The sequence below is a fragment of the Cycloclasticus zancles 78-ME genome, assembly GCF_000442595.1.
Taxonomy (GTDB): Bacteria; Pseudomonadota; Gammaproteobacteria; order Methylococcales; family Cycloclasticaceae; genus Cycloclasticus; species Cycloclasticus pugetii.
Genome location: NC_021917.1, coordinates 522151 through 545370, shown reverse-complemented (window position 1 = coordinate 545370; position 23220 = coordinate 522151). Strand labels below are relative to the sequence as shown.

Below are 23220 nucleotides of genomic sequence, written 5' to 3'. Positions count from 1 at the left end.
TCTGGTTTTTAAAGTAACTGGCCTATCAATTGTGGTTTAGCCGGTAAAATATCGCCACCCTGAGCCCAATCTTCTTTCGGTACACTTCCCCAATAATCACCAGAATCTGGACGAGGCTCTAACGACCTTGGTTTCCGTGGGTTTTCTTCAGGAAATTCTTCCATGCCAAAACTGTATTCAACCGTCATTCCATCTGGATCTAAGAAATAATAAAAAATACTGCCTGAGGGTGGATGCCGTCCTGGCCCAAATACAATAGGAATATTATTTTCTGGCATTCTATTCAGTGCGCGCCCAATATCATCCATGTCTGTCACCATAAAATTAACATGATGCAAGCCTGGTCTATCGCCTCTTAATTTCGCATTACTCACACCCAACGTATGGTGGTAAGGGTTAGGAAAACACCGCATAAAGTTTATAAAACCATCAATCGAGTCAGAGGTATCAAAGTTCATGACTTCTCTAAAGAACTTGATCGAGGCATCCCAATCAGAAAAACTCACGACCACATGACCCAAACGGGCAATTTTACTGACGGTTGGCTGATAACTTGTTGCTCTCTTGTATTGCTGGTTATAGAGTTCAAAACATATACCATCATTAGGCTCTATAAAACGTAATGTTCGTCCTTGGAAAATCCCCTTACTTTCTTCGGTTGGCAATTCATAAACATCGAGGCCATGCTTTTTAAACGTATCAACCGCGTTATCTAATTCGGCATCACTCTCCATTTCCCATGCAATGCGCTTTAACCCCGCAACATCATTTTGATAAAGCACTAGATTATGATGGTCATCACTGCAAGAGAAATATGCCACCCCCTCTTCTTGCAAGTTAAGCTGCAAACCAACTAAATCACGGTAATAAGTAATAGACCTTTCCAGATCGGTGACACCCAACGCAACATAACCTAATTTTTTATAACGGATCATTACTTTTCCTTTTGTGTTTAAACCTAACGGCTGACTTAATTAAAGCCCTTTCATTGAAATAATAATGACCTTAACTCAAGCTTTTAAAGCAAGTAATGAAAAAATAACATCCGTTAGTTATTTTATTTTGTGCTAGGGTATTGATTTCAATAAAAATAAAATCAATCGTTACATGAGGGAGTTATGGATTATTTACGATACTACTTCGGAACCATTCTTGTTTGCATTGCTATTTGGGACTTTGCTCATGGAGGCCACTGGGTTTGGGTCGGCGTCGGGCTGCTGATACCCATCACTATTCTTGATGTTTTAGCCAAACCCGATCTGAACATGCGCAAGATAAATCACCCGTTTATCGTCAATATCCCTCTGTACCTTCACCTCTTCTTTATGATTGGTTTATATGCAAGCTTTGTACATTGGGTCAACACGACGGTCCAGGCTTCAGGCTCTATCCCTGTTATAGATATGGTCGGCGCAGTACTTTCTCTTGGATTGTTAGGCGCTATGCCCAACGTACCTGTTACCCATGAGTTACTACACCGCAGAGATTATGGGCGTTATTTTGCCACCTTATTAGGTACTTTTTTTCTAGACCCCACTCGTGACGTTGCTCATATCCACAACCACCATGTTAACCTAGCAACACCTCAAGACTCTGATACCGCAAGACGAGGTGAAAACATTTATAGCTATATGTTTAGGGCCTCTTTTGGCAGCTATAAAGACTTTATTCATGCAGAACGTGAAAAGAGTAAAAAAACTAATAAAAGCATATGGTCTCCGAGTGGTCGCTTAGTACGTGCTATCGTCCAAGTGTTTATCCTCATTGGAGTCGTTACTTGGTTCGGCGGCGTTTATGCGATGGTGATAAGCATTTTCGGCTTAATGCTAGCTAAACTATTTGCTGAGGGTTTTAACTACTTCCAACACAATGGTTTAGTTAGGGTTGAGGGCCAACCTTATGAATCACGTCATATTTGGAATCACTTGTCCTACATTATTCGCCCGCTCGCATATGAAATTTCAAATCATAACGATCATCACCTAGACTCATATATCCCATTTTATGAACTAAAACCAACACCGGATGGCCCACAAGGCCCAAGCATGTTTTTATCCTTCAATGCAGCCTTAATCCCTCCCATTTGGTTTAAGTTTTTTGCTCAACCTAAACTCAAAGAGTGGGATCTGACCCGCGCCACACCTGAAGAAAGAGTGCTTGCAAGGGAAGCTAATAGAGCAGCTGGTTGGCCTGACTGGCTGGGTGAACCAACAGAAGAAACTGTCAGCGCGTAATTTTTCCTCTTACTCAAAAAAAACCGAGTAGCAATCTACTCGGTTTTTTTGAATAATAAAGTAGCCTAATTTAGTTTAGCGGATCAATCACATAACACCGCTAATTATTCGTAGTAACAATCGCCACAACCTTTTGAAAATGAAGCGCCACTAGGCACATGATCAGTTCTTATTGGCAAACCAAGGCTGAAACGACGTCACTGCCTGAGAACATTATATTACTTACTCAATTTTAGTCAGCATTAAATAGCTAGCACGCTCTAGGTTAAAACGTCATAGAAATTAACGCGCAGCATAAAATAAATATAACTAATGCACAGGCAACAATGCCATACCAATACAAAAATATCAGACATAAAAAAACCGGCGCTATATATAACGCCGGTTTCTTAATACCCTACAGGTGACTACTTAGGAAGACGCATAATAGCTTTTAGCGTTGTTCCTTTTTCTGAGTCTTCTGCTGCCTCGTTAATTTGCTCAAGATCATAGAACTTAATCAATTTATCAAATGGGAATTTACCTTGTTGATAGAGACTAATTAACCGAGGAATAAAGATATCGGAATTTGATTCCCCTTCCACAATTCCACGCAATTTACGGTTAAATAACATGTGGTTAATATCTAAAGGAACCGTTGTACCCATCGCTGGCGCTCCAACAATACCAACCTCACCACCAACACAAGATGACATAATCGCTTGAGATAGCACGGGGCCTACACCACTGGTTTCAAGCACATAAGCGATACCTGCACCACCGGTTAATTTTTGAATTTCTTCAACAGGATCAACCTCTAACGCATTAAGAGTATGCGTCGCGCCTAATTCTTTAGCTAACTCCAAACGATCAGGGTTAACATCAATTGAAATAATGGTTGTGCAATTAGCTACCACAGCACCCATCACAGCTGAAAGGCCAACCGCCCCAGCACCGAACACTGCAATCGCACTACCCGCAGGTGGGTTTAACGCATTAAGCACAGAACCTGCACCCGTTTGTACACCACAACCTAACGGGCCTAATAAATCAAGCGGCGCATCTTTCGTTACCTTAATGGTATTACGCTCGTATGCTAATGCATGCGTTGCAAAGGAGGATTGACCAAAGAAACTACAACCAACCTCATCACCAGCATGATCGTGAATAGTACAACTACCATCAACAGCACGCCCCATAAAGTTAGGACCAAAAGAGTTTATACAACTTGTAGGATCGCCTGTTAAACATGCATCACATTTACCACAGGTGTAAAAAGTTAAAACAACATGATCGCCTGGTTCTACTTTAGTAACATTTTTACCTACTTTTTCTACTACACCCGAACCTTCGTGCCCGAATACCATCGGAAGTGGTACTGGATAAAGCTGGTCACGACAGGTTAAGTCGGTATGACATAAGCCAACACCAACAATTTTAATTAAAATTTGATCATCAGATGGCTCTGCTAACTCAAGTGTTTCAATTTTAAAGTCACCCTTACCTTCCCGGACCACTGCTGCTTCAATCTTCATACACGTTCTCCTGAATTATTTTTACGTTATAAAAAAAAACAAAGCCACCTACTTGGTAGCCAATTTATCAATGGCACTATAAAAACATCATCTTTTTCTATCGTCAAACAATAATTGAGCTAATCGAGACAATTATCATTCTCTATATACTTTTAGCATTTTATTGCTTTCCAATACTGCATAAAAAAGCCTAGGCGTCACCTAGGCTTTTTACTACCATTGTTATGTAAAACTTAGTTCTTACAACTTACCATTTGTAGCTCGCTGTGACATAAAGATTGCGTCCTTGGCCTGGTATTTTGTCACCCACTGCAACATCTTCATTATTCATTGCCCGATTAACAGCTGAGGTATGATCTTCAAAATCTCTATCTAAAATATTTTCTACCCCCAACCCAACTTTAAGGCCTGCAATAGGTGCTATTTCACCACGAACATGCAGCAGCCCATAACCGGCTGATTTTTGCTCACCATTATAAGCAGCTACGTCATTTTGCGCACTGTACGCTTCGAGCTCTGTGGCTAATGACCAGTTATTTTGTTCGAACGTTAATTGCGTTCTCGTATTAAAAGGTGCTATCCGATAAAGATTATCTCCACCTCCATCACGGCGACGACCGCGCACATAACTGACCGTTCCATCCAAACGCCAGTCTGTCGTAAGTTCATAGCCCCACTCCACATCCACACCATACAGTTCAGCATCTACGTTGCTGAACTGTAACACCGTATCTCCGCCAAAAATACTGTTCGCGCCATCTGCTACAATATTTGCAGTTGTGCCAGTGACTTGCTCACCTTGAATATAATCATTCACACGGTGATAAAAAGCACGCGGCGCAAGGTATAACTCGCCAGCAGCATATTCTAGACCCAGCTCAAACTGATAGGCCGTTTCAGGCTCTAAATTCACATCGCCGATATACACTCGGTTATCCGCTAAACCACCCGTGGCTTCTAACGGTATCCATAAATAACGTTCTTGATAACTGGGAGAACGCATTTTACGTGCAAAACCTACTTCGGCTGTTAATTCGCTTGATATCGACTGCCTTAAAATAACATCAAAATCCCAGTTATGATCTGTTTGAGAACGATCTCCCTCATTAAAGCTATCAACCAATTCTGTGACTTGAGGCCCGATCATCATCATATTCCCGTACATGTGGTGCCCCACTTCGTCTGAGTCCATTTTAACTTGGGTATATCGAAGGCCTGTTTCAAGCTCTAAACCCTGCTGGACGTCACCTTTCCATTCTGCAAACCCACTGTAACGATTGCGTTCAGCGCCGTTAAAATTATCCACGCCAAACATTGGGTTATTCGGATCAGTAATAAAACCGTCATGCGTCGATTGATCGCCTTGCACACCAAGGCTAAGGTGACCGTTTGAAAAAGGCATTTTATAAACAGCCGATAAGCCACCCCCATCAACTGTTGTTAGGTTTTCACGGGTGCGGCTACTACCTGCCATGGCGGTCATGTTCGTACCGTTAGAACGTAAGCTAAAGTTATTCATTAAATGACGCATATCTTGATAATAGTAATCGATTTCTAATGAACGATTGTCAGCTAACTGGACACTGTAGTCAGCAGAAAATATACCGCCTCTAACCCAGATGATATCCATCGGTAAAGAAGCGGAGCCAGTATGACCGGTATCATTATTACTGTAATTAAACCCTAACTCATGAGCACCAAATTTTGTACCATAACCAACGGTGTAAGCATCACGATCATATTGGCTAGGGTCAACTGTACGACTACCGTCAAACTCATAGTCATCGCCTTGTTCTTTGCTAATACTCGCATAAAAACGATGGCTATCATTCGAATATGCACTCAACACACTGCTGGTTAAGCCGTTATCCACCTCACTAAACCCCAGTGACGCTAAGCCATGAAACTCAAATTCTTCACCATCGGTGAACTCTCCTTTACGAGACTCAGCGATCATTGAACCACCTATTGTTTCAATCCCGCTACTGATCGGCGCAATACCGCGATACACAGTCAGCTTATCGGTTAATGCTGCTGGTATATGGCTTAATGGAGGATCCATGCTGTTTGGCCCAACTTCTTTCCAAGACATGCCATCAACCACTGCATTAATACGACCACCAAATTGACCTCGGTATGAGGCTATACCGGTTAGCGGACCATTACGGTTAACATTAGCGCCAGGCACTCTTTTTAGAAGCGCAGCAGTATCTTTAAATGCTAACGATTCTGGTGCAATCCCGAATGCGCCCGGACGCATGCTAGCACCTTCTACAATGATTGTTTGATTTGTATAATCAGCCGCCTTAACTGGCAAAGCTGCAATGACAGCTAATGATAATAAACTTAATTTAAACCGTTTCATAAACCCTCTAATTAGTTTTTGTTTTTTTACAACAAGGTGGATTTTACCAATGAATCGGTTTTCTGAAATGTGACAAATTGTCACACCTCTATAGCGTCACACAAAAATAAACGTTAAAGCCTCTGCGACAATTTGCCACATTCTCAGGACTCACATATCTCGGTAAGCTATCAGCAACTCTTAAAAGCTGATTGAGTAATTTTTACTTCAAACATGCTGATGCCCTATGGGCATAAAGCAGCCCGAATCTCCCTTCTATGGCTGCTTTTTCGACCTCAAATCTATTAAGAGTTCTTTATCGCCCTCTGTATCCCAGAGGGCTTTTTTTGACTATAAAGATTAAGAACGTTTCCTAGCCGCAATTCGCATGCGTAATGCATTTAATTTAATAAACCCTTCTGCATCTTTTTGATCATATGCGCCGCCATCATCTTCAAATGTGGCAATGTTTTCATCAAATAAACTATTAGAGGCTGATTCACGACCCACAACAATCACATTTCCTTTGTAGAGTTTCAAACGAATTCGTCCATTTACCGTAACTTGTGACGCATTAATCATTGTTTGCAACATTTCACGCTCTGGACTCCACCAGTAGCCGTTGTAAATAAGGCTAGCGTAACGTGGCATTAATTCATCTTTCAGATGGGTCACTTCGCGATCTAATGTTATCGATTCGATGGCACGATGCGCTTTTAGCATGATAGTGCCGCCTGGGGTTTCGTAACAACCACGCGCCTTCATACCCACATAACGGTTTTCAACAATATCTGCACGGCCAATACCGTTTGCCCCACCTATTTTATTTAATTCCGCTAATACGGTAGCCGGTGACATCGCTTGACCATCAATCGCTATAATATCACCACCTTTATACTCCAGTTCAATATAGGTCGGCTCACTGGGGGCTGCTTCTGGAGAAACAGACCAACGCCACATGTTTTCTTCTGGCTCAACCCATGGGTCTTCTAAAATATCCCCTTCATAAGAAATATGTAGCAAGTTCGCATCCATCGAATAGGGCGACTTTTTACCACGTTTCATTTCAACGGCTATCCCCGCTTTCTCAGCATACGCAAGCAATGAATCACGCGAGGTTAAATCCCACTCGCGCCAAGGCGCAATAATTTTCACATCTGGCTTTAACGCATAGGCACCAAGCTCAAAACGCACCTGATCATTACCTTTGCCGGTTGCCCCGTGTGAAATGGCATCCGCTCCTGTCTCATTAGCAATTTCAATTAAGCGTTTTGAAATTAGCGGGCGAGCAATAGATGTCCCGAGAAGGTATTCACCTTCGTAAATTGTATTCGCTCTAAACATTGGAAAAACAAAATCACGGACGAACTCTTCCTTTAGATCATCAATGTAAATTTCCTTAATGCCGTAGGATCGTGCTTTTTCACGGGCTGGCTCTACTTCCTCACCTTGACCCAAATCGGCGGTAAACGTAACCACTTCACAATTGTATACATCTTCTAGCCATTTAAGGATAACCGACGTATCTAATCCACCAGAATAAGCTAAAACAACTTTATTGACTTCTTGCTTTGACATGAGATCACTCGCGACTTAAAAATAATCCGCGAATTATACCCGATTGCATGACCACTTGGCGCTACCCTGAAATTGAAATATCCACTCGTCTGTTTAATTGACGCCCTGCAGGGTACCTATTACTAGATGTAGGGCGACTTTCACCATACGCCTTAGTCACTATTTGATCTGACTTAACACCCTTTGATAAGAGGTATTTTTTTATTACCTCAACACGCTTTTTGGAGACTGCCATATTAATCTGACGAGGACCTTGACTATCACTATATCCTTTAAGCACTATCTTCCCGTCTGGATGTTGTAAACGCCTATATTGTAATAAGTAGTCTAACTTTTTATTATCACGCTCATTTAAGCTGACTGAACCGGACCTAAAGTAGATATGCTTAAAAGGCTCAGGGCCAGCCACTTTCATCCGCACACTGGCGGCGGGTGTATCTAATGCTTCGGGGTCATCTAAGGCAATAACCTGCTCTTCAGGCATTCCTTCGTTAATTAAGAACTGGCGTAACGCCTGAACCCGCCCATCATAAATGCGCCGACCGTCTTTGACAGAAAAATCTTCTGTGCCACTAACTAAGTCAATTCTTTCTGACTGACCAGCTTCTTTTACATACGTAACCGCTTTGCTTAACAGCTTGCGGTTTTTATGTGTGATTGTTGTACTTAAATAGTTGAATAACGACAATTGCTGGTGCACATCGTCCCTGCTAAAGGGGAGTAGATTTTGGCGGCATGACTCAAATTGCGCCATCACATCCAAAAAGTTAACCGATGATATCGCTACGTTAACCTGCCCACCTTGATTCGCCTTATAACTAAACTGTGGAAAACGGCCATTGGATAGTTCTTGTAACATACGTTCTGATACATCACTTTGAACCACCAATTCTTTGGTTTTCGTTTTAACCTTTGCTAATTTAAGTGAGGGCGCATCGTGCATCCATACAGGTGGCACAGAGCTCAACATAGCCGTGTGAATTGGTGGCACGTATGACTCTGCTTTTAAAATAAAATTAACACGCTCACCTGACTTTTGCTCAAAAACACCCACACCATATTGTGGAATAACATGCGTTATATAACACCCAACTTTGTTACCAGAGAACGTCCATTGTGAATGCGTAACTGGCGCCTGATACTGCTGAGCAAAGGTGCTCGCACTAAACAGCATCATTGCCAGTAAGAATATATAGTGTTTAATCGTCTTCATACCGCCTATATCGGCAGATAAAAATAGAACTTTATATTTTTCTTCTAACTTAAAAAACTATTAAGCAACGTCATAAATTCCACCGGTGATTCAATATGCGGCCAATGGCCAGACTTAGCTATGGTTTGAAATTCGGCGGCTGGAAACATTTCTTTCGTCGGTTCTCGGTAGCGTGACGTCATATAGGTTGATTGACCACCATTAATAAACAACGTACGATTCGCATACTGCTTCTTAAGGCTATTTGCTGGAAACCCCATAATATCAGGCATGCTTTTTTCAATGCTCGCAAGGTTAACTCGCCACTGATAACCCCCTGATGTATTCGCCACCAAGTTTTGCAGTAAAAACTGTCTTAAACTGGGCGTACTTAGTTTTTCAGCTAAGTACTGATCAGCTTCTTTTCTTGAGCCGACGCTGTCAAGTGGTACATGATATAGGCCCAACAACACATCATCGAAATTATGCGAATACGTCACAGGTGCCATATCCACAACAATTAATTGACTCACCTTTTTTGGCTCTGAGAGGGCCAGTTGCATCGCAACTTTCCCACCCATGCTATGGCCTAGTACCACCGCTTCTTTAATGTCTTCAAGCGCCATAAACGCTAGCACATCAGCCGCCATTGATTCATACCCCATCTCATCAGCATGTGGAGATGAACCATGATTACGTAAATCTAAGCTGTATACCGTGTCGCGTTCTGCCAATTGCTTTGCAATTCCCTGCCAATTACGCGCGCTACCAAATAGCCCATGTAAAATAATTATCGGCCTACCCGCTTCACCGTGTCGTACAAAATTCAGTGATACGCTCATCGCCTGACCCGACTTATTTCTTTTTAACGTATAAGTCGGTAATTGAACCCGCCTGCATTTCTGCTGCAAAACACAAGGTCTCAGATAAGGTCGGGTGTGGATGAATGGTTAACCCCATATCGTCAACATCCGCACCCATTTCCAATGCTAAAACCGCTTCGGCAATTAATTCACCTGCGTTAGTGCCAACAATACCTGCACCTAAAATACGTTTTGTTTCAGGATCCCAAAGGATTTTGGTCATCCCTTCATCGCGGCCAATGCTCAAGGCGCGACCACTCGCTGCCCATGGGAAAACAGATTTTTCGTACTTAATACCATCCGCTTTTGCTTTTGTTTCGGTCAATCCCATCCATGAAATTTCAGGGTCGGTATATGCTACCGATGGAATCGTCATAGGGTCAAAGGCTGCTTTTTCACCCGCTATCACTTCAGCGGCTACTTTTGCTTCATGAACTGCCTTATGCGCTAACATAGGGTTACCAACGACATCACCAATCGCAAAAATATGTGGTACGTTGGTTCTCATTTGCTTATCGACCGAAATAAAGCCGCGCTCATCTACATTCACACCGGCTTTATCTGCCGAAATTAAACTGCCGTTAGGACGACGACCTACAGACATCAACACTCGGTCATATACCTCTGAGTCGGGCACACCTTCGCCTTCAAAGCTTACTTTCAAGCCATCATCTGTTGACTCAATAGCCGTTACTTTTGCTTTCAAGTAAATATTTTCAAGCTGTTTCGATAATCTTTTATGTAGGGGCTTAACAAGGTCTTTATCACAACCGGCTACCAATTGATCCATTAATTCAATCACACTAATTTTTGAACCTAAAGCATGATAGACCGTCGCCATTTCTAAACCAATAATACCGCCACCGATCACCAACATTTTTTCAGGAACATCGGCCAGAGCGAGCGCACCTGTTGAGTCCATCAGACGATCATCGTCGTACGGGAAACCAGGGATTTTAATCGGCTGCGAACCGGCTGCAATAATTGCATTATCGAAGGATATCGTCTGGCTACTGCCTTCATTTTCAACCACAACAGAATGACTGGATGCAAAATTCGCATACCCTGTCACAACCGTAACATTTCGTTGTTTTGCTAAGCCTGCTAAGCCACCTGTTAAGCGCTGAATAATGTTCTCTTTATTGCCACGAATGGCATCGATATCCAACGTCGGAGGTTCAAAAGTAACGCCATGTGCTGACATTTCTGCCGCCTCATGAATAACCTGCGCTTGGTGCAATAGTGCTTTTGATGGAATACATCCAACATTCAAGCAAACGCCCCCTAACGAGGCATGGCGTTCTATAAGCGCCACTTTTTTGCCGAGGTCAGCTGCGCGAAAGGCCGCCGTGTAACCACCAGGACCTGCGCCCATAACCAGTACATCCACATGCAGATCAGCACTTTCATTTGCGCTTACAGGCGGCGTGGAAACAGGTTCTGCCACTGGAATATCGTCAGCAGCTGACGAGTCCTGCGTCGCCATAGCCTCAGATGCTTCAAGCTTTATCAATAAATCACCTTCAACCACTTTATCGCCTAATGCAACCATTATTTCTTTCACAACACCGGCTGAGGTACTTGGAATATCCATCGACGCCTTGTCGCTTTCCAAGGTCAAAAGACTGTCTTCGACCGCAACGCTATCACCCACAGCGACCGGAATATCAATTACCTCTACGCCGTCATCAAACTCACCAATGTCTGGAACTTTTATATCTATTAGATTAGCCATCATATCCTCCTACAACAACACACGACGGATGTCATTGAGATAACGTGAAAGCGCTACCATAAAGGAGGCAGCATCCGCACCATCTATCACGCGATGATCATAAGTGAGATCTAATGGAAGCATTAAGCGGGGGATAAATTCACTTCCATTCCAGACTGGCTGCATCTCTGCACGTGTCGCACCTAAGATCGCCACTTCGGGGGCGTTAACAATAGGTGAAAAAGCAGTACCGCCAATTCCACCTAGGCTTGAGATCGTCATACATGCGCCCTGCATTTCCTTTGGAGAAAGCTTACCATCCCTTGCTTTTTTACTGATCACGCCCATTTGTTCAGCCAACTCAAAAATACTGACCTTATCAACATCTTTAAAGACAGGTACAACAAGCCCATTTGGTGTCGCAACAGCTATACCAATGTTGTAATATTTTTTATAAATCAAGCTATTACCATCTGGCGATAACGAGGCATTAAACTGTGGAAACTCTTTTAATGCAGCCACTAAAGCCTTCATCATAAATGCTAAAAACGTGACCTTCACACCCCGTTTTTCAGCATCTGCTTTTAATGATTTACGGAACGCTTCCATATCAGTAATGTCTGCTAGCTCATGATGTGTCACCATCGGCACATTCAGCCAAGCACGCGTTAAATTCGTGCCTGTTAAGCGCTTAATCTTACTGAGCGGTTTTTCCTCTATTTCACCAAATTTTGTAAAATCAACCTCTGGAATAGGTGGAATCCCCGAGCCAACTGATGAAGACGTCGCTGATTGGCCGGCAATAATTTGCTTAACGTGTTGTTTAATGTCTTCTTTTAAAAGCCGGCCTTTAGGCCCTGTTGCCTTGGTAACCGTTGATAAATCAACACCCAACTCTCTTGCAAACTTGCGTACCGTTGGACTTGCATGAATATGTCCCATTGGTTTTGAAGTCACCGGTGCCGCTGCAACATTGGTATTGGTATTCGTTTGCGATTTCGGCGCTGGCTTTGCCGGCGCTTTTTCTTCTGCTTTAGGCTCAGACTTTGCCGGACTCTCAGCCTTCACTGTTGGAGCCGCTTGGCCGGATAAAACTACAATTAAATCACCTTCTGAGACTTGCTCACCGACGGCGACTTTAACCTCTTTAACGGTACCTGCTGAGGTCGAAGGAATCTCCATACTGGCTTTGTCACTTTCTAAGGTTAACAACGATTGTTCTTCTTCAACCACATCGCCGACAGCGACATTCACTTCAATAACTTCAACGGCATCAAAGTCACCAATATCTGGGACATGAATATTAATTTCGCTTTCTGTTACTTCTTCTTGTACTGGTTCAGCTGCTGCTTCTTGAGCTGGTGCCTTCGCTTGCTCTGACGAGTTAAGCTCTTTTAGGCGAACGACAACAGTGCCTTCTGCCACAGAGTCGCCAACCGTCACTAAAATTTCTTCGACCACCCCTGCTGCTGATGAAGGGATTTCCATACTTGCCTTATCACTCTCTAACGTCAACAAGGCTTGTTCTACCTCAACTGAATCACCGATAGAAACTAAGACTTCAATAACCTCAACAGCATCAAAATCACCAATATCTGGCACCGCTACATCTATTAAATCACTCATTCAATTCTCCTATCGCTCGCTCTACACTAACCATGGCGCAGGTTTTTCAGTGTCTATTTCATATTTTTCTATGGCCTGCTGAACAACCTCAGCCTTAATTTGCCCTAAGTCTACCAGCGCATTTAGTGCGGTAATGGCAACATAATAACGATCAACTTCAAAGAAACGACGTAGGTTCTCACGAGTGTCTGATCGACCGAAACCATCTGTACCCAATATTGAACAATGCTTGCGAATAAATGGGCGAATTGAATCTGCTAATAAACGCACATAGTCTGTCGACACAATAACGGGGCCTTGACGTTCATTTAAACATTCAGACACATAAGGTATCCGTTTTTCTTGCGTTGGTTTCAAGCGGTTTTCACGCTCACAGGCTTGTCCCTCGCGGGCCAGCTCCGTAAAACTGGTACAACTCCACAAATCAGCTTCAACACCCCAATCAGTTTTCAATAGTTCTGCCGCGGCAATCACTTCGTTAAAGATCGTGCCAGAACCCAATAACTGCACACGCAGTTTGCTCTTCGAAGCCCCTTCTTTAAACAAGTACATGCCTTTAATAATGCCTTCTTCTGCACCGTCTGGCATTGCTGGGTGCGCATAGTTTTCATTCATAACCGTTAGGTAATAGAAAACATCTTCTTGCTCTTGGAACATGCGTTTTAAACCATCATGCGTGATGACGGCTAATTCATAATTGAACGTTGGATCATATGAAATACAGTTCGGCACAGATGAGGCCCATAACAAACTATGCCCATCTTCATGCTGAAGCCCTTCACCATTAAGTGTCGTACGCCCGGCTGTTCCGCCTAATAAGAAGCCACGTGCACGCTGATCAGCCGCAGCCCATATCAAGTCACCAATGCGCTGAAAGCCAAACATTGAGTAAAAAATATAGAACGGGATCATTGGCACATCACTGGTTGAGTAGGACGTACCTGCTGCAATCCAGTCACACATTCCACCGGCCTCATTGATGCCCTCTTGCAATACTTGACCGTTCTTATCTTCTTTATAAAACATCAGCTGATCTGAGTCTTGTGGTGTGTACAACTGACCCACGTGCGACCAAATACCTAACTGACGGAATAAGCCTTCCATACCAAACGTACGCGACTCATCTGGCACGATAGGCACGATACGTTTACCAATCTCTTTATCTTTCAACAAAATGTTTAATAACCGAACAAAAGCCATCGTGGTGGAAATTTCACGGCCTTCCGATGTCCCTTTCATCATCGGCTCAAATACGGCTAAGTCTGGAATCGTTAAAGACTCTGACTTTTCACGACGCGCAGGTAAGTAGCCGCCTAAATCTTCGCGCTTCTTCTTCATGTACTCTTGTTCTGCCGAGCCTTCTGGAAAAGTAAGATAGGCAAGATTATCAACATCTTCATCAGAAATCGGTAGCTCAAATTTATCTCTAAAGTGAAGCAATGAGTTATGACTCATCTTCTTCTGCTGGTGCGTGGTATTTTGCGCCTGACCTGACTCACCCATGCCATAACCTTTGATGGTTTTTGCTAGGATCACAGTCGGTCTATTAGTTTCTTTGCAAGCTGCATCATACGCAGCATATACTTTAGCGGGATCATGTCCACCACGATTCAAATCCCAAATATCTTTATCGGACCAGTCAGCCACCATTGCTTTTAGCTCTGGCGTATTAAAGAAGTTCTCACGTACATAAGCCCCATCTTTGGCTTTCATGGTTTGGTAGTCACCATCAACGCACTCCATCATACGTTTACGTAGATGACCTTCAGTATCACGTGCTAACAGGGCATCCCAACGATTACCCCAAACAACTTTAATGACATTCCAGCCAGCGCCTCTAAACTCTGACTCTAGTTCTTGAATAATTTTCCCATTACCTCGAACCGGCCCATCTAGTCGCTGTAAATTACAGTTGATAACAAATACCAAATTATCAAGATTTTCACGACCAGCCATACCAATGGCACCTAAGGATTCTGGCTCATCGGTTTCACCATCGCCCAAAAACGCCCAGACTTTTCTCTCTGAGGTTTTAGCAAAACCTCGGTCTTCCAGGTATTTCAAAAAGCGCGCTTGGTAAATCGACATGATCGGCCCCAAGCCCATTGAAACCGTTGGGAATTGCCAAAAATCGGGCATTAACCAAGGGTGCGGATAAGATGACAAACCACCACCATCAACTTCTTGACGGAAGCCGTCCATCTGCTCTTCGCTCAAACGACCCAGCATAAATGCACGTGCATAAATCCCAGTTGCTACATGTCCTTGCACATAGACTAAGTCTCCGCCATGCGTTTCACTCGCTGCGTGCCAAAAATGGTTATAACCCACATCATATAATGTGGCTGATGATGCAAAGCTGGCAATATGCCCACCAACATTAGTATTTTTATTCGCTCGAAGCACCATCACCATGGCATTCCAACGAACATACGAACGAATTTTATGCTCTAAGGTTCTATCACCAACATATTGCGCTTGTTCTGCAATCGATATCGAATTGATATACGCCGTTGCAGCGCTAAACGGGATATCCGCTCCTGCAGATCTGGTTCTCTCTATCAATGTTTCAAGTAAAAAATGGGCGCGATCTTTACCCTCATGTTCAATGACCGCCTCAAGTGCCTCAAGCCACTCGTTGGTTTCTTGCGGATCCGTATCATTCGCATCGGCGATGAAAGGGAAGTTATCGGTAGGCATACATACTCCAAAATGAATCAAATATTAAAAAAACCAGCATCTGTTTACATTCCCACAAATACCACTTTCTAAACTATACTCACTAACAGGCACATTCGTTATATAACGAAAAATGGCATATAACCATAATGAATGTTATTCACTCTGATACCTAAGTTTTCAGTCTATGCCTATGATAACCATTAATTGATTTAATCTTCAAAAAAAATAGACCTTTAATTCCCATGAGAAAAAAAAACCGTTTAATTTTATCCATCCTTTTATTGACTCTCTCAAACCCAACCTTTGCTGGAAAACTATATAAGTGGGTTGATAAGAATGGAAACGTATCCTTTTCGGACAAAGTGCCACCTGAAGAATCAAGGCGAGAACGAGAAGAACTAAATGAAGAAGGCCGCACCATCGCTGTAAAAGATGCTGCTAAAACCCCGGAAGAAATTCAGCGGCTGAAAGAAATCAATCACTTACAAGCCTTACAAAAAGAGCTCTTACAGTCACAATTGGCTAAAGATAGCGCTTTATTAAAAACATTTCGCTCAGAAGAAGATATCGACACGCTGGCAAACAGCAAACTTGAGATGCTTGATTCACATATAACAATCGCTACAAGTCAGTCTGAGACACTTAAAAAACAACTTATTCTTCACCAAGCGGCGGCTGCAAATTTCGAACGTTCAGGAAAAAAAATACCGCAAAAAAACCTTTCTAACATTCAGTCTGCTCAAGCACAATTTGATAAAAATCAACAAGAAATCGCTGACTTTAAATTACAAAAAACACAGTTAAGCGAACAACTCGCGAACGATAAATTACGCTTCAACGTATTAAAAACTCATTCAGTTGAAACACCTACCATTGATTCAGAAACCATTCCTAGCCTCTTTCTAGGCCAGTTAACATGTGACGCAAATACCTGCGAAACACTATGGGACAAAGCATCATCCTTTATCACTGACGCTGGCGCTACCATTGTGTATCGCTCGGATGAACTCATCCTTACCAGGACACCAAGGCTTAGCAAAGACATCGGCCTTTCATTAACTAAAGTTAACAATAAAGCCGAACTAAATATTATGCTGGATATCCGTTGTGCTAATTCAAAAGGCGGAAAAGCTACCTGTAAAAGCGAACAAACTGCCCAGCTCATCGAGCAATTTAATCAGCTAACACCTTAACTTCTAACCAGTAAAGTACCCATACCTTTATCAGTTAATAGCTCTAGCAAAACAACATGTGGAACACGCCCATCAATAATGTGGGCGCTGTTCACACCACCATTCAGCGCATCCATCGCACATCGAATTTTTGGTAGCATGCCACCAAAAATGGTGCCATCGTCTATCAACTTATTTACCTCATCAATAGACAAGCCTGTTAATAATTCACCTTCCTTACTTAGCAAGCCTGATGTATTGGTCAACAACAACAGCTTTTCTGCAGATAAAATTTCGGCCATTTTCCCCGCAACAAGATCCGCATTTATATTGTAAGAAGCCCCATCCTTACCCACGCCAATAGGCGCAATAACAGGAATAAAATCACCTTGAACCAGCATATCAACAACTGCAGAGTCAATGCTATCAACATGACCAACATGTCCCATATCTATCAGCTCTGAAGCCTCTTCTGTTGCTGCTTCTTTACTAGAAATTTTCTTCGCTCTTATTAAGTCACCATCTTTACCTGTTAGGCCAACAGCTGAGCCTCCATGCTGATTGATAAGACTTACAATTTCTTTATTAACTAAACCGCCAAGCACCATCTCAACAACATCCATCGTGTCACTATCTGTCACGCGAATACCATCTACGAATTGGCTTTTCATACCCAATTTTTCGAGATGACGACCAATCTGTGGTCCACCACCATGAACAACAACCGGGTTTAAACCCACCTGCTTTAGCAACACAATATCTCGTGCAAAACCACTTTTTAAGTCTTCGTCCACCATGGCGTTTCCGCCATATTTGATGACAATGGTTTTACCCGAGAATTTTTGAATATACGGAAGCGCCTCACTTAAAACGTGCGCTGTCTGAATTGGATCAATTTTATTATTTTCCATCATGCCTCATCTACAAATCATATTGATAAATAGTACGGTTAAAAAGGTAACGCTATGTCCGCATTAATTTTCAACATTTGTTCTCTAAATACATCTTTTATACGCTCTAACGACACCTCATTATCCGCTTCAAAGCGCAATACTAACGAAGGCGTTGTATTCGATGCTCTGACCAGCCCCCAACCATCTTTAAATTCAACACGGATACCATCAATGGTAATAACCTTAGCTTCGTCAAAGGTTGCCTGAGACTGCAATTTTTCAACAAAACTGAAGTTTTCACCTTCTGCCAAACTAATATTTAATTCGGGGGTGCTCACACTGTCAGGTAGTTCTGCAAAAATCTCGGCTGTTGACCTAAACTCTGCTGTCACAATTTCTAATAGTCGTGCGGCGGTATATAAAGCATCATCAAAACCAAACCAACGCTCTTTGAAAAAGATATGCCCGCTCATCTCACCTGCAAGCTCTGCTTTAGTCTCTTTCATTTTAGCTTTAATCAGTGAATGCCCTGTTTGCGACATAATGGGCTTCCCGCCATGTTTGGCAATTACTTTGGCAAGGTTCCGTGTACATTTCACATCATAAATAATGTCCGCGCCTGCTTGTCTAGATAGCACATCAACCGCGTACAACATCATTTGCCTATCCGGCCAGATAATATTGCCATCCGAGTCAACCACGCCTAAACGATCGCCATCGCCATCAAAAGCTAAACCCAGCTCCGCCTCTTCCTCACGCACCTTGTCGATCAGCGTTTGTAAATTCTCTGGCTTGCTCGGGTCGGGATGATGGTTTGGGAAATTACCATCAATCTCACAATACAACGGAATCACTTCACAGCCTAACGTCGACAGTAGCATTGGGGCAGCCTCTCCAGCCACTCCATTACCGCAATCGACCACTACTTTCATCATTCTGCCTAAACGAACATCGCCAGTAATAGCACCAATATATTCAGGTAACATCATTTGCTCTTGGTAAGCGCCTTCACCAGTTTCCAAGTTATCTTGCTGAATGCGTTGATATAACTGCTGAATCGCCTCGCCTGACAAAGTATTACCCGCAATAACAATTTTCAAACCATTATAATTTGCTGGGTTGTGGCTTCCCGTTATCATTACCCCTGATTGGGTGTCCAGTTGATGAGTTGCAAAATACAAGACGGGGGTTGGTACTTGACCAACATCTATCACGTTGCACCCCGCAGTTTGTATGCCTTTGGATAATGACTCACTTAACTTTAGACTATGTAATCGGCCGTCTCGAGCGATCACTATTGTCTTTTGGCCTGCACTTAACGCCTCGCTAGCAATAGCACGCCCAATAGATAAAACACCGTCCTCAGTCAATGTTTCGTCAACAACGCCTCGAATATCATAAGCCCTAAAAATAGACTGTGCTAAACCCGTTTCCATCACGACCTCAATTGCCTCATCTTTCTCCATGGTTTGGCTATGTGATAAATCACCACCATCACCAATTTTCTCATTTATACTATCTGAAATTTTTTTACGAGCTAACGCCTCACCCTCATCTAGGTAAGCATACTCGTCTTCAACACCTAAAGACTCAGCAGGGCTCTTCTTTATTCTTGCCTTAATTGAATGAAACACTCCCTTATACTTACTTTTGTTCTTTATAGCTGCCACTAAGAAGGCCAGTGCTAACATGCAAATCACTATTGTAAAAAGGTATGCAAACAGCTCATTTTTATCAATATAGGGTGCCAACGCATTCTTTTTGACAACTATTCGCCAAGGCGTACCTTTTATGACTATATTTCTAACTTCCACACCCATGTGATGTAATGATTCGCCACCATCAGCAAGCTTCAAAGCACCTTGTTTAAGAGTTAGAAACCCACCTTTTTCATTGGCTATAGCAGATTTAAATGTATCCTGAATAGCCGATACCGGAAATGCGGCCAACACAACAGCTCGTAACTGCTCACCTTCTAGCACAGGGACTGCCATTGCAATATGCTGGTGATCTGTCCCCATCATATAGACTTCAGGCATTTGAGCTTTCTGAGATGCTTCAACTTTTCTAATCAAGTCTAACCAAGCATACCCCAAAGGTGGCTTGCTCATCGTATCAATCTGCATAAGACCTGGCCGAACAAGTCGCAACGACACCAAATCATCTATCTTCTGTACATACTCATTCACCCAGTTTATTGCTACCGACTCGCCCTTACCCAAACTAGCCAGTAACTCAGGCTTCTTCGCCGTTCCCTCTATAGATTGACGCCACACACCCACTTTTGACGACAAAATGCTACTCACCTTTTGAGTACGTTCTATTAATTGATCAACTTTCTCAATATTTTGCTGTTCAATTTGATTTAGATAAACGTAGTACCCTCCACCCGCAATGGTAACGAGAAGCATCAAAACAAGTACTGTTTTATAGATCATCTATTTACCCTTTCCCAGTGTGACCAAAACCACCTTCACCACGATGGCTGTTATCAAAATGATCTACTTGCTCAAACTCAACTTGTTCCACAGGCACAAAAACCAATTGTGCAATCCGATCCCCAACCTCAATATTAAAGGCCGTATCACCACGGTTCCAACATGAAACAAATAACTGCCCTTGATAATCAGAGTCAATTAAACCAACTAAATTACCCAATACTATGCCATGTTTATGCCCCAAACCTGATCTAGGCAAGATGACTGCCGCCAAATTAGCATCGCTGATATGAATAGCCATTCCGGTTGGAATTAACGTTGTTTGCCCAGGCTTCAGCAATAATGATTTATCCGAACATGCACGTAAATCCAACCCCGCAGAACCACTTGTCGCATATTCTGGCAAAGGAATTGATTGACCTAAACGATCATCCAGTAATTTAAGTTGTATTTTTTTCATGATACCTTTTTGCTATTAATGTCACTAATTCACGAGCCAATTCAGACTTAGGCATGTAGCCGAGCTCTTGCTCACCACCTTTCCAGTAGACCGATAAGGCATTATTTTCACTGTTAAAACCAACGTTTTTCCGGCCTATCCAATTTGCCGCAATCATATCCAATGATTTTTTTTCTAACTTGTCTTTAGCATACGCTTCTAAATTATCCGTTTCTGCCGCAAAACCAACACAAAACGTTGCACTGCCTTGTGTTGCGACACTGGTCAAAATGTCTATTGTTTTAACCAGAATTAGCTGCATCTGAGATGCGTTTTTCTTTATCTTATTCTCGGCAATTTCAACTGGGGTGTAATCCACAACTGCAGCTGAGGCAATAAAGATATCGGCTTGTGCCGACCTTGAAAGCACAGCATCCGCCATCTCGCGCGCACTCACCACATCAATTCGTTCCACACCGGACGGTGTTGGCATATATACAGGCCCCGCCACTAACGTCACGTGCGCACCCGCCTCTACACAAGCTTGCGCCAATGCAAAGCCCATTTTTCCAGAACTGTGATTACTGATATAGCGAACAGGGTCAATGTTTTCTCTTGTTGGCCCTGCGTTTAATAAAACATTTAACCCTGCCAACTCGCCTGTTTGAAAATGTTCGACAACGGCTTGCGCCAAATCTTCCGGTTCGAGCATTCGCCCTAAGCCAACCTCACCACAGGCTTGCACGCCTTCGCCTGGCCCTAAAATAACCACGCCTTGAGACTCAAGCTGACGGATATTGTTTTGTGTATTTTGATCATCAAACATCGCACGATTCATTGCTGGCGCTAACATCACTGGTTTTTCTGTTGCCAGCAAAAGCGTTGTCAACAAATCATTCGCCATACCGGATGCTAAGCGAGCAATAAAGTCTGCGCTGGCTGGGGCCACTAAAATCACATCAGCCCAACGAGCCAGGTTAATATGCCCCATACCTGCTTCTTCTTCGACATCCATCAATTGAGTATGCACCGGCAAGCCTGACAGCGCCTGAAACGTTAACGGGGTAATAAATTCTGTTGCCGCTGGGGTCATCACAACACGCACCTCAGCACCCATATTTTGACATTGGCGCAAAATTTCGGCGGCCTTATAAGCGGCTATTCCGCCCGTCACGCCCAATAACACACGCCGATACTGTAATTCATTCACAATATTTTCTGCATCTTTATTAAGTAATACCCCATTATGTCACACAACACGATATATTCTATGATCCAAGCCACTATCATTATCAAGGATTGATTATGTCTATTACTGACTGGCCTGAATTGGAAAGGCCCCGTGAAAAATTATTAAGTCGAGGCGCCGCCTCACTGTCCGATGCAGAACTTCTCGCCATTTTCTTACGTACAGGCACTCAAGGCTTGACCGCTGTAGACGTATCTCGCCGCCTTCTCAAGCAATTTGGCTCATTAAACTCGCTGATGCACGCATCGCAACCTGAGTTTTGTCAGGGGCATGGGTTGGGTAAGGCTAAATATGCACAATTGCAAGCCGTGCTAGAAATGGCACGTCGATATTTACACGAAAATATCCGCCATAAAAACGCGCTCAACACCCCCGATGACACCAAACAGTTCTTAAAAAGCAAACTAGCTCATCAGCAAAGAGAGGTATTTGCTTGTCTCTATTTGGACACCAAGCACCACGTTCTTGCCTTTGAAGAATTATTCTTTGGCACTATTGATGGTGCTAGTGTACACCCACGAGAAGTTGTTAAAGGCGCACTTGCTAACAATGCCGCAGCAGTAATTTTTGCTCACAACCACCCATCAGGGAATCCAACACCCAGTCAAGCCGATATACAGATTACCCACCAATTAATCGAGGCATTAAAGTTAATCGATATTCGCGTTTTAGACCATTTAATCATCGGCAGCGGCGATGCCTCCTCACTCACTGAACTAGGCCATATCTAAGAATAGAAACGAATTTTTTCTTTACTCAATTATCATATTCTGGTATAAATTCGCACCGTTTCGCAGTAAGTTGCCAATCAATTAATTTTAATAGAGGTTTTATCATGTCTAAAGTATGCCAAGTCACTGGCAAGCGCCCTATGTCGGGAAACAATGTTTCTCACGCGAAAAACAGAACTCGTCGTCGCTTTGAGCCGAATCTTCATCACCACCGTTTTTGGGTAGAAAGCGAAAATCGTTTTGTTCGCTTACGCGTTTCAGCAAATGGCATGCGTACAATTGACAAAAATGGCATCGACGCTATTTTGGCCGACATTCGCTCACGTGGCGAAAAAGTTTAAGGACTGAAAAATGAGAGATAAAATTAAATTAGTTTCAAGCGCTAAAACAGGCCATTACTACACAACAACAAAAAACAAACGTAATATGCCAGAAAAAATGGAAATCAAAAAGTTTGATCCAACCATTAGACAGCATGTTATGTATAAGGAAGCTAAAATAAAATAAGTCTGAACCAATCAGCACTTAGCTTTCTGCACAGGCCATAGTCT

At 42.9% G+C, this 23220-nt stretch carries 18 protein-coding genes; 5 read left to right on the top strand and 13 right to left on the bottom strand.

Features of this window, described 5'->3' with window-relative positions:
- Window positions 1-8 precede the first annotated feature (8 nt).
- A complete protein-coding gene (locus tag CYCME_RS02650) occupies window positions 9-935 on the bottom strand; it encodes a VOC family protein (protein WP_020932072.1) in 927 nt (308 codons plus the stop codon).
- A 183-nt stretch (window positions 936-1118) separates the two neighbouring features.
- Between CYCME_RS02650 and CYCME_RS02645 the strand changes: the two genes are divergently transcribed.
- Entirely contained in the window at window positions 1119-2234 is a 1116-nt protein-coding gene (locus tag CYCME_RS02645) for a fatty acid desaturase (protein ID WP_020932071.1), read from the top strand.
- A 407-nt stretch (window positions 2235-2641) separates the two neighbouring features.
- Here CYCME_RS02645 and CYCME_RS02640 read toward each other — a convergent pair whose 3' ends face one another.
- From CYCME_RS02640 to aceE, 8 genes are all read right to left on the bottom strand, one after another.
- The gene (locus CYCME_RS02640) at window positions 2642-3748 is read right to left on the bottom strand and encodes an NAD(P)-dependent alcohol dehydrogenase (RefSeq protein WP_020932070.1); all 1107 of its coding nucleotides are present in this window, start codon (window positions 3746-3748) and stop codon (window positions 2642-2644) included.
- A gap of 247 nt (window positions 3749-3995) precedes the next feature.
- Window positions 3996-6113, bottom strand: a complete 2118-nt coding sequence (locus CYCME_RS02635; RefSeq protein WP_020932069.1) for a TonB-dependent receptor — start codon at window positions 6111-6113, stop codon at window positions 3996-3998.
- A 339-nt stretch (window positions 6114-6452) separates the two neighbouring features.
- Window positions 6453-7670, bottom strand: a complete 1218-nt coding sequence (locus CYCME_RS02630; protein WP_020932068.1) for an argininosuccinate synthase — start codon at window positions 7668-7670, stop codon at window positions 6453-6455.
- 61 nt (window positions 7671-7731) lie between these two features.
- On the bottom strand, window positions 7732-8883 hold the full coding sequence (locus CYCME_RS02625) for an OmpA family protein (RefSeq protein WP_041932871.1): 1152 nt from the start codon (window positions 8881-8883) through the stop codon (window positions 7732-7734).
- A gap of 44 nt (window positions 8884-8927) precedes the next feature.
- Window positions 8928-9704, bottom strand: a complete 777-nt coding sequence (locus tag CYCME_RS02620) for an alpha/beta fold hydrolase (protein ID WP_020932066.1) — start codon at window positions 9702-9704, stop codon at window positions 8928-8930.
- A 13-nt stretch (window positions 9705-9717) separates the two neighbouring features.
- Window positions 9718-11460 (bottom strand): dihydrolipoyl dehydrogenase, encoded by a 1743-nt coding sequence (gene lpdA, locus CYCME_RS02615; RefSeq protein WP_020932065.1) that lies wholly within the window; start codon window positions 11458-11460, stop codon window positions 9718-9720.
- A 9-nt stretch (window positions 11461-11469) separates the two neighbouring features.
- Window positions 11470-13065, bottom strand: a complete 1596-nt coding sequence (gene aceF, locus CYCME_RS02610; RefSeq protein WP_020932064.1) for a dihydrolipoyllysine-residue acetyltransferase — start codon at window positions 13063-13065, stop codon at window positions 11470-11472.
- Between the two features lie 21 nt (window positions 13066-13086).
- Window positions 13087-15765 (bottom strand): pyruvate dehydrogenase (acetyl-transferring), homodimeric type, encoded by a 2679-nt coding sequence (aceE, locus tag CYCME_RS02605; RefSeq protein WP_015006711.1) that lies wholly within the window; start codon window positions 15763-15765, stop codon window positions 13087-13089.
- A 224-nt stretch (window positions 15766-15989) separates the two neighbouring features.
- On the opposite strand from aceE, the gene CYCME_RS02600 reads away from it, so the two are divergent.
- Window positions 15990-16940, top strand: a complete 951-nt coding sequence (locus tag CYCME_RS02600; RefSeq protein WP_015006712.1) for a DUF4124 domain-containing protein — start codon at window positions 15990-15992, stop codon at window positions 16938-16940.
- On the opposite strand, the gene argB is transcribed toward CYCME_RS02600, so the two are convergent.
- Genes argB through coaBC form a run of 4 tightly spaced genes read right to left on the bottom strand, consistent with a single transcriptional unit; the run spans window position 16937 to window position 21899 of the window.
- The gene (gene argB / locus CYCME_RS02595; RefSeq protein WP_015006713.1) at window positions 16937-17830 is read right to left on the bottom strand and encodes an acetylglutamate kinase; all 894 of its coding nucleotides are present in this window, start codon (window positions 17828-17830) and stop codon (window positions 16937-16939) included. The two genes, CYCME_RS02600 and argB, sit on opposite strands and share 4 nt — an antisense overlap.
- Window positions 17831-17868: 38 nt before the next feature.
- Window positions 17869-20250 carry a phosphomannomutase/phosphoglucomutase gene (locus tag CYCME_RS13260; protein ID WP_020932062.1) on the bottom strand — a complete coding sequence of 794 codons (2382 nt, stop codon included), beginning with the start codon at window positions 20248-20250 and terminating at the stop codon, window positions 17869-17871.
- Between the two features lie 4 nt (window positions 20251-20254).
- Entirely contained in the window at window positions 20255-20710 is a 456-nt protein-coding gene (gene dut / locus CYCME_RS02585) for a dUTP diphosphatase (protein ID WP_020932061.1), read from the bottom strand.
- On the bottom strand, window positions 20691-21899 hold the full coding sequence (gene coaBC, locus CYCME_RS02580) for a bifunctional phosphopantothenoylcysteine decarboxylase/phosphopantothenate--cysteine ligase CoaBC (protein WP_020932060.1): 1209 nt from the start codon (window positions 21897-21899) through the stop codon (window positions 20691-20693). Before coaBC ends, dut begins: the two co-directional genes overlap by 20 nt.
- Window positions 21900-21994: 95 nt before the next feature.
- Between coaBC and radC the strand changes: the two genes are divergently transcribed.
- From radC to rpmG, 3 genes are all read left to right on the top strand, one after another.
- A complete protein-coding gene (gene radC, locus CYCME_RS02575) occupies window positions 21995-22669 on the top strand; it encodes a RadC family protein (protein WP_020932059.1) in 675 nt (224 codons plus the stop codon).
- Between the two features lie 104 nt (window positions 22670-22773).
- Window positions 22774-23010, top strand: a complete 237-nt coding sequence (gene rpmB / locus CYCME_RS02570; protein ID WP_015006718.1) for a 50S ribosomal protein L28 — start codon at window positions 22774-22776, stop codon at window positions 23008-23010.
- Window positions 23011-23020: 10 nt separating this feature from the next.
- Window positions 23021-23176, top strand: a complete 156-nt coding sequence (gene rpmG / locus CYCME_RS02565; protein WP_015006719.1) for a 50S ribosomal protein L33 — start codon at window positions 23021-23023, stop codon at window positions 23174-23176.
- The last annotated feature ends 44 nt before the right edge of the window (window positions 23177-23220 follow it).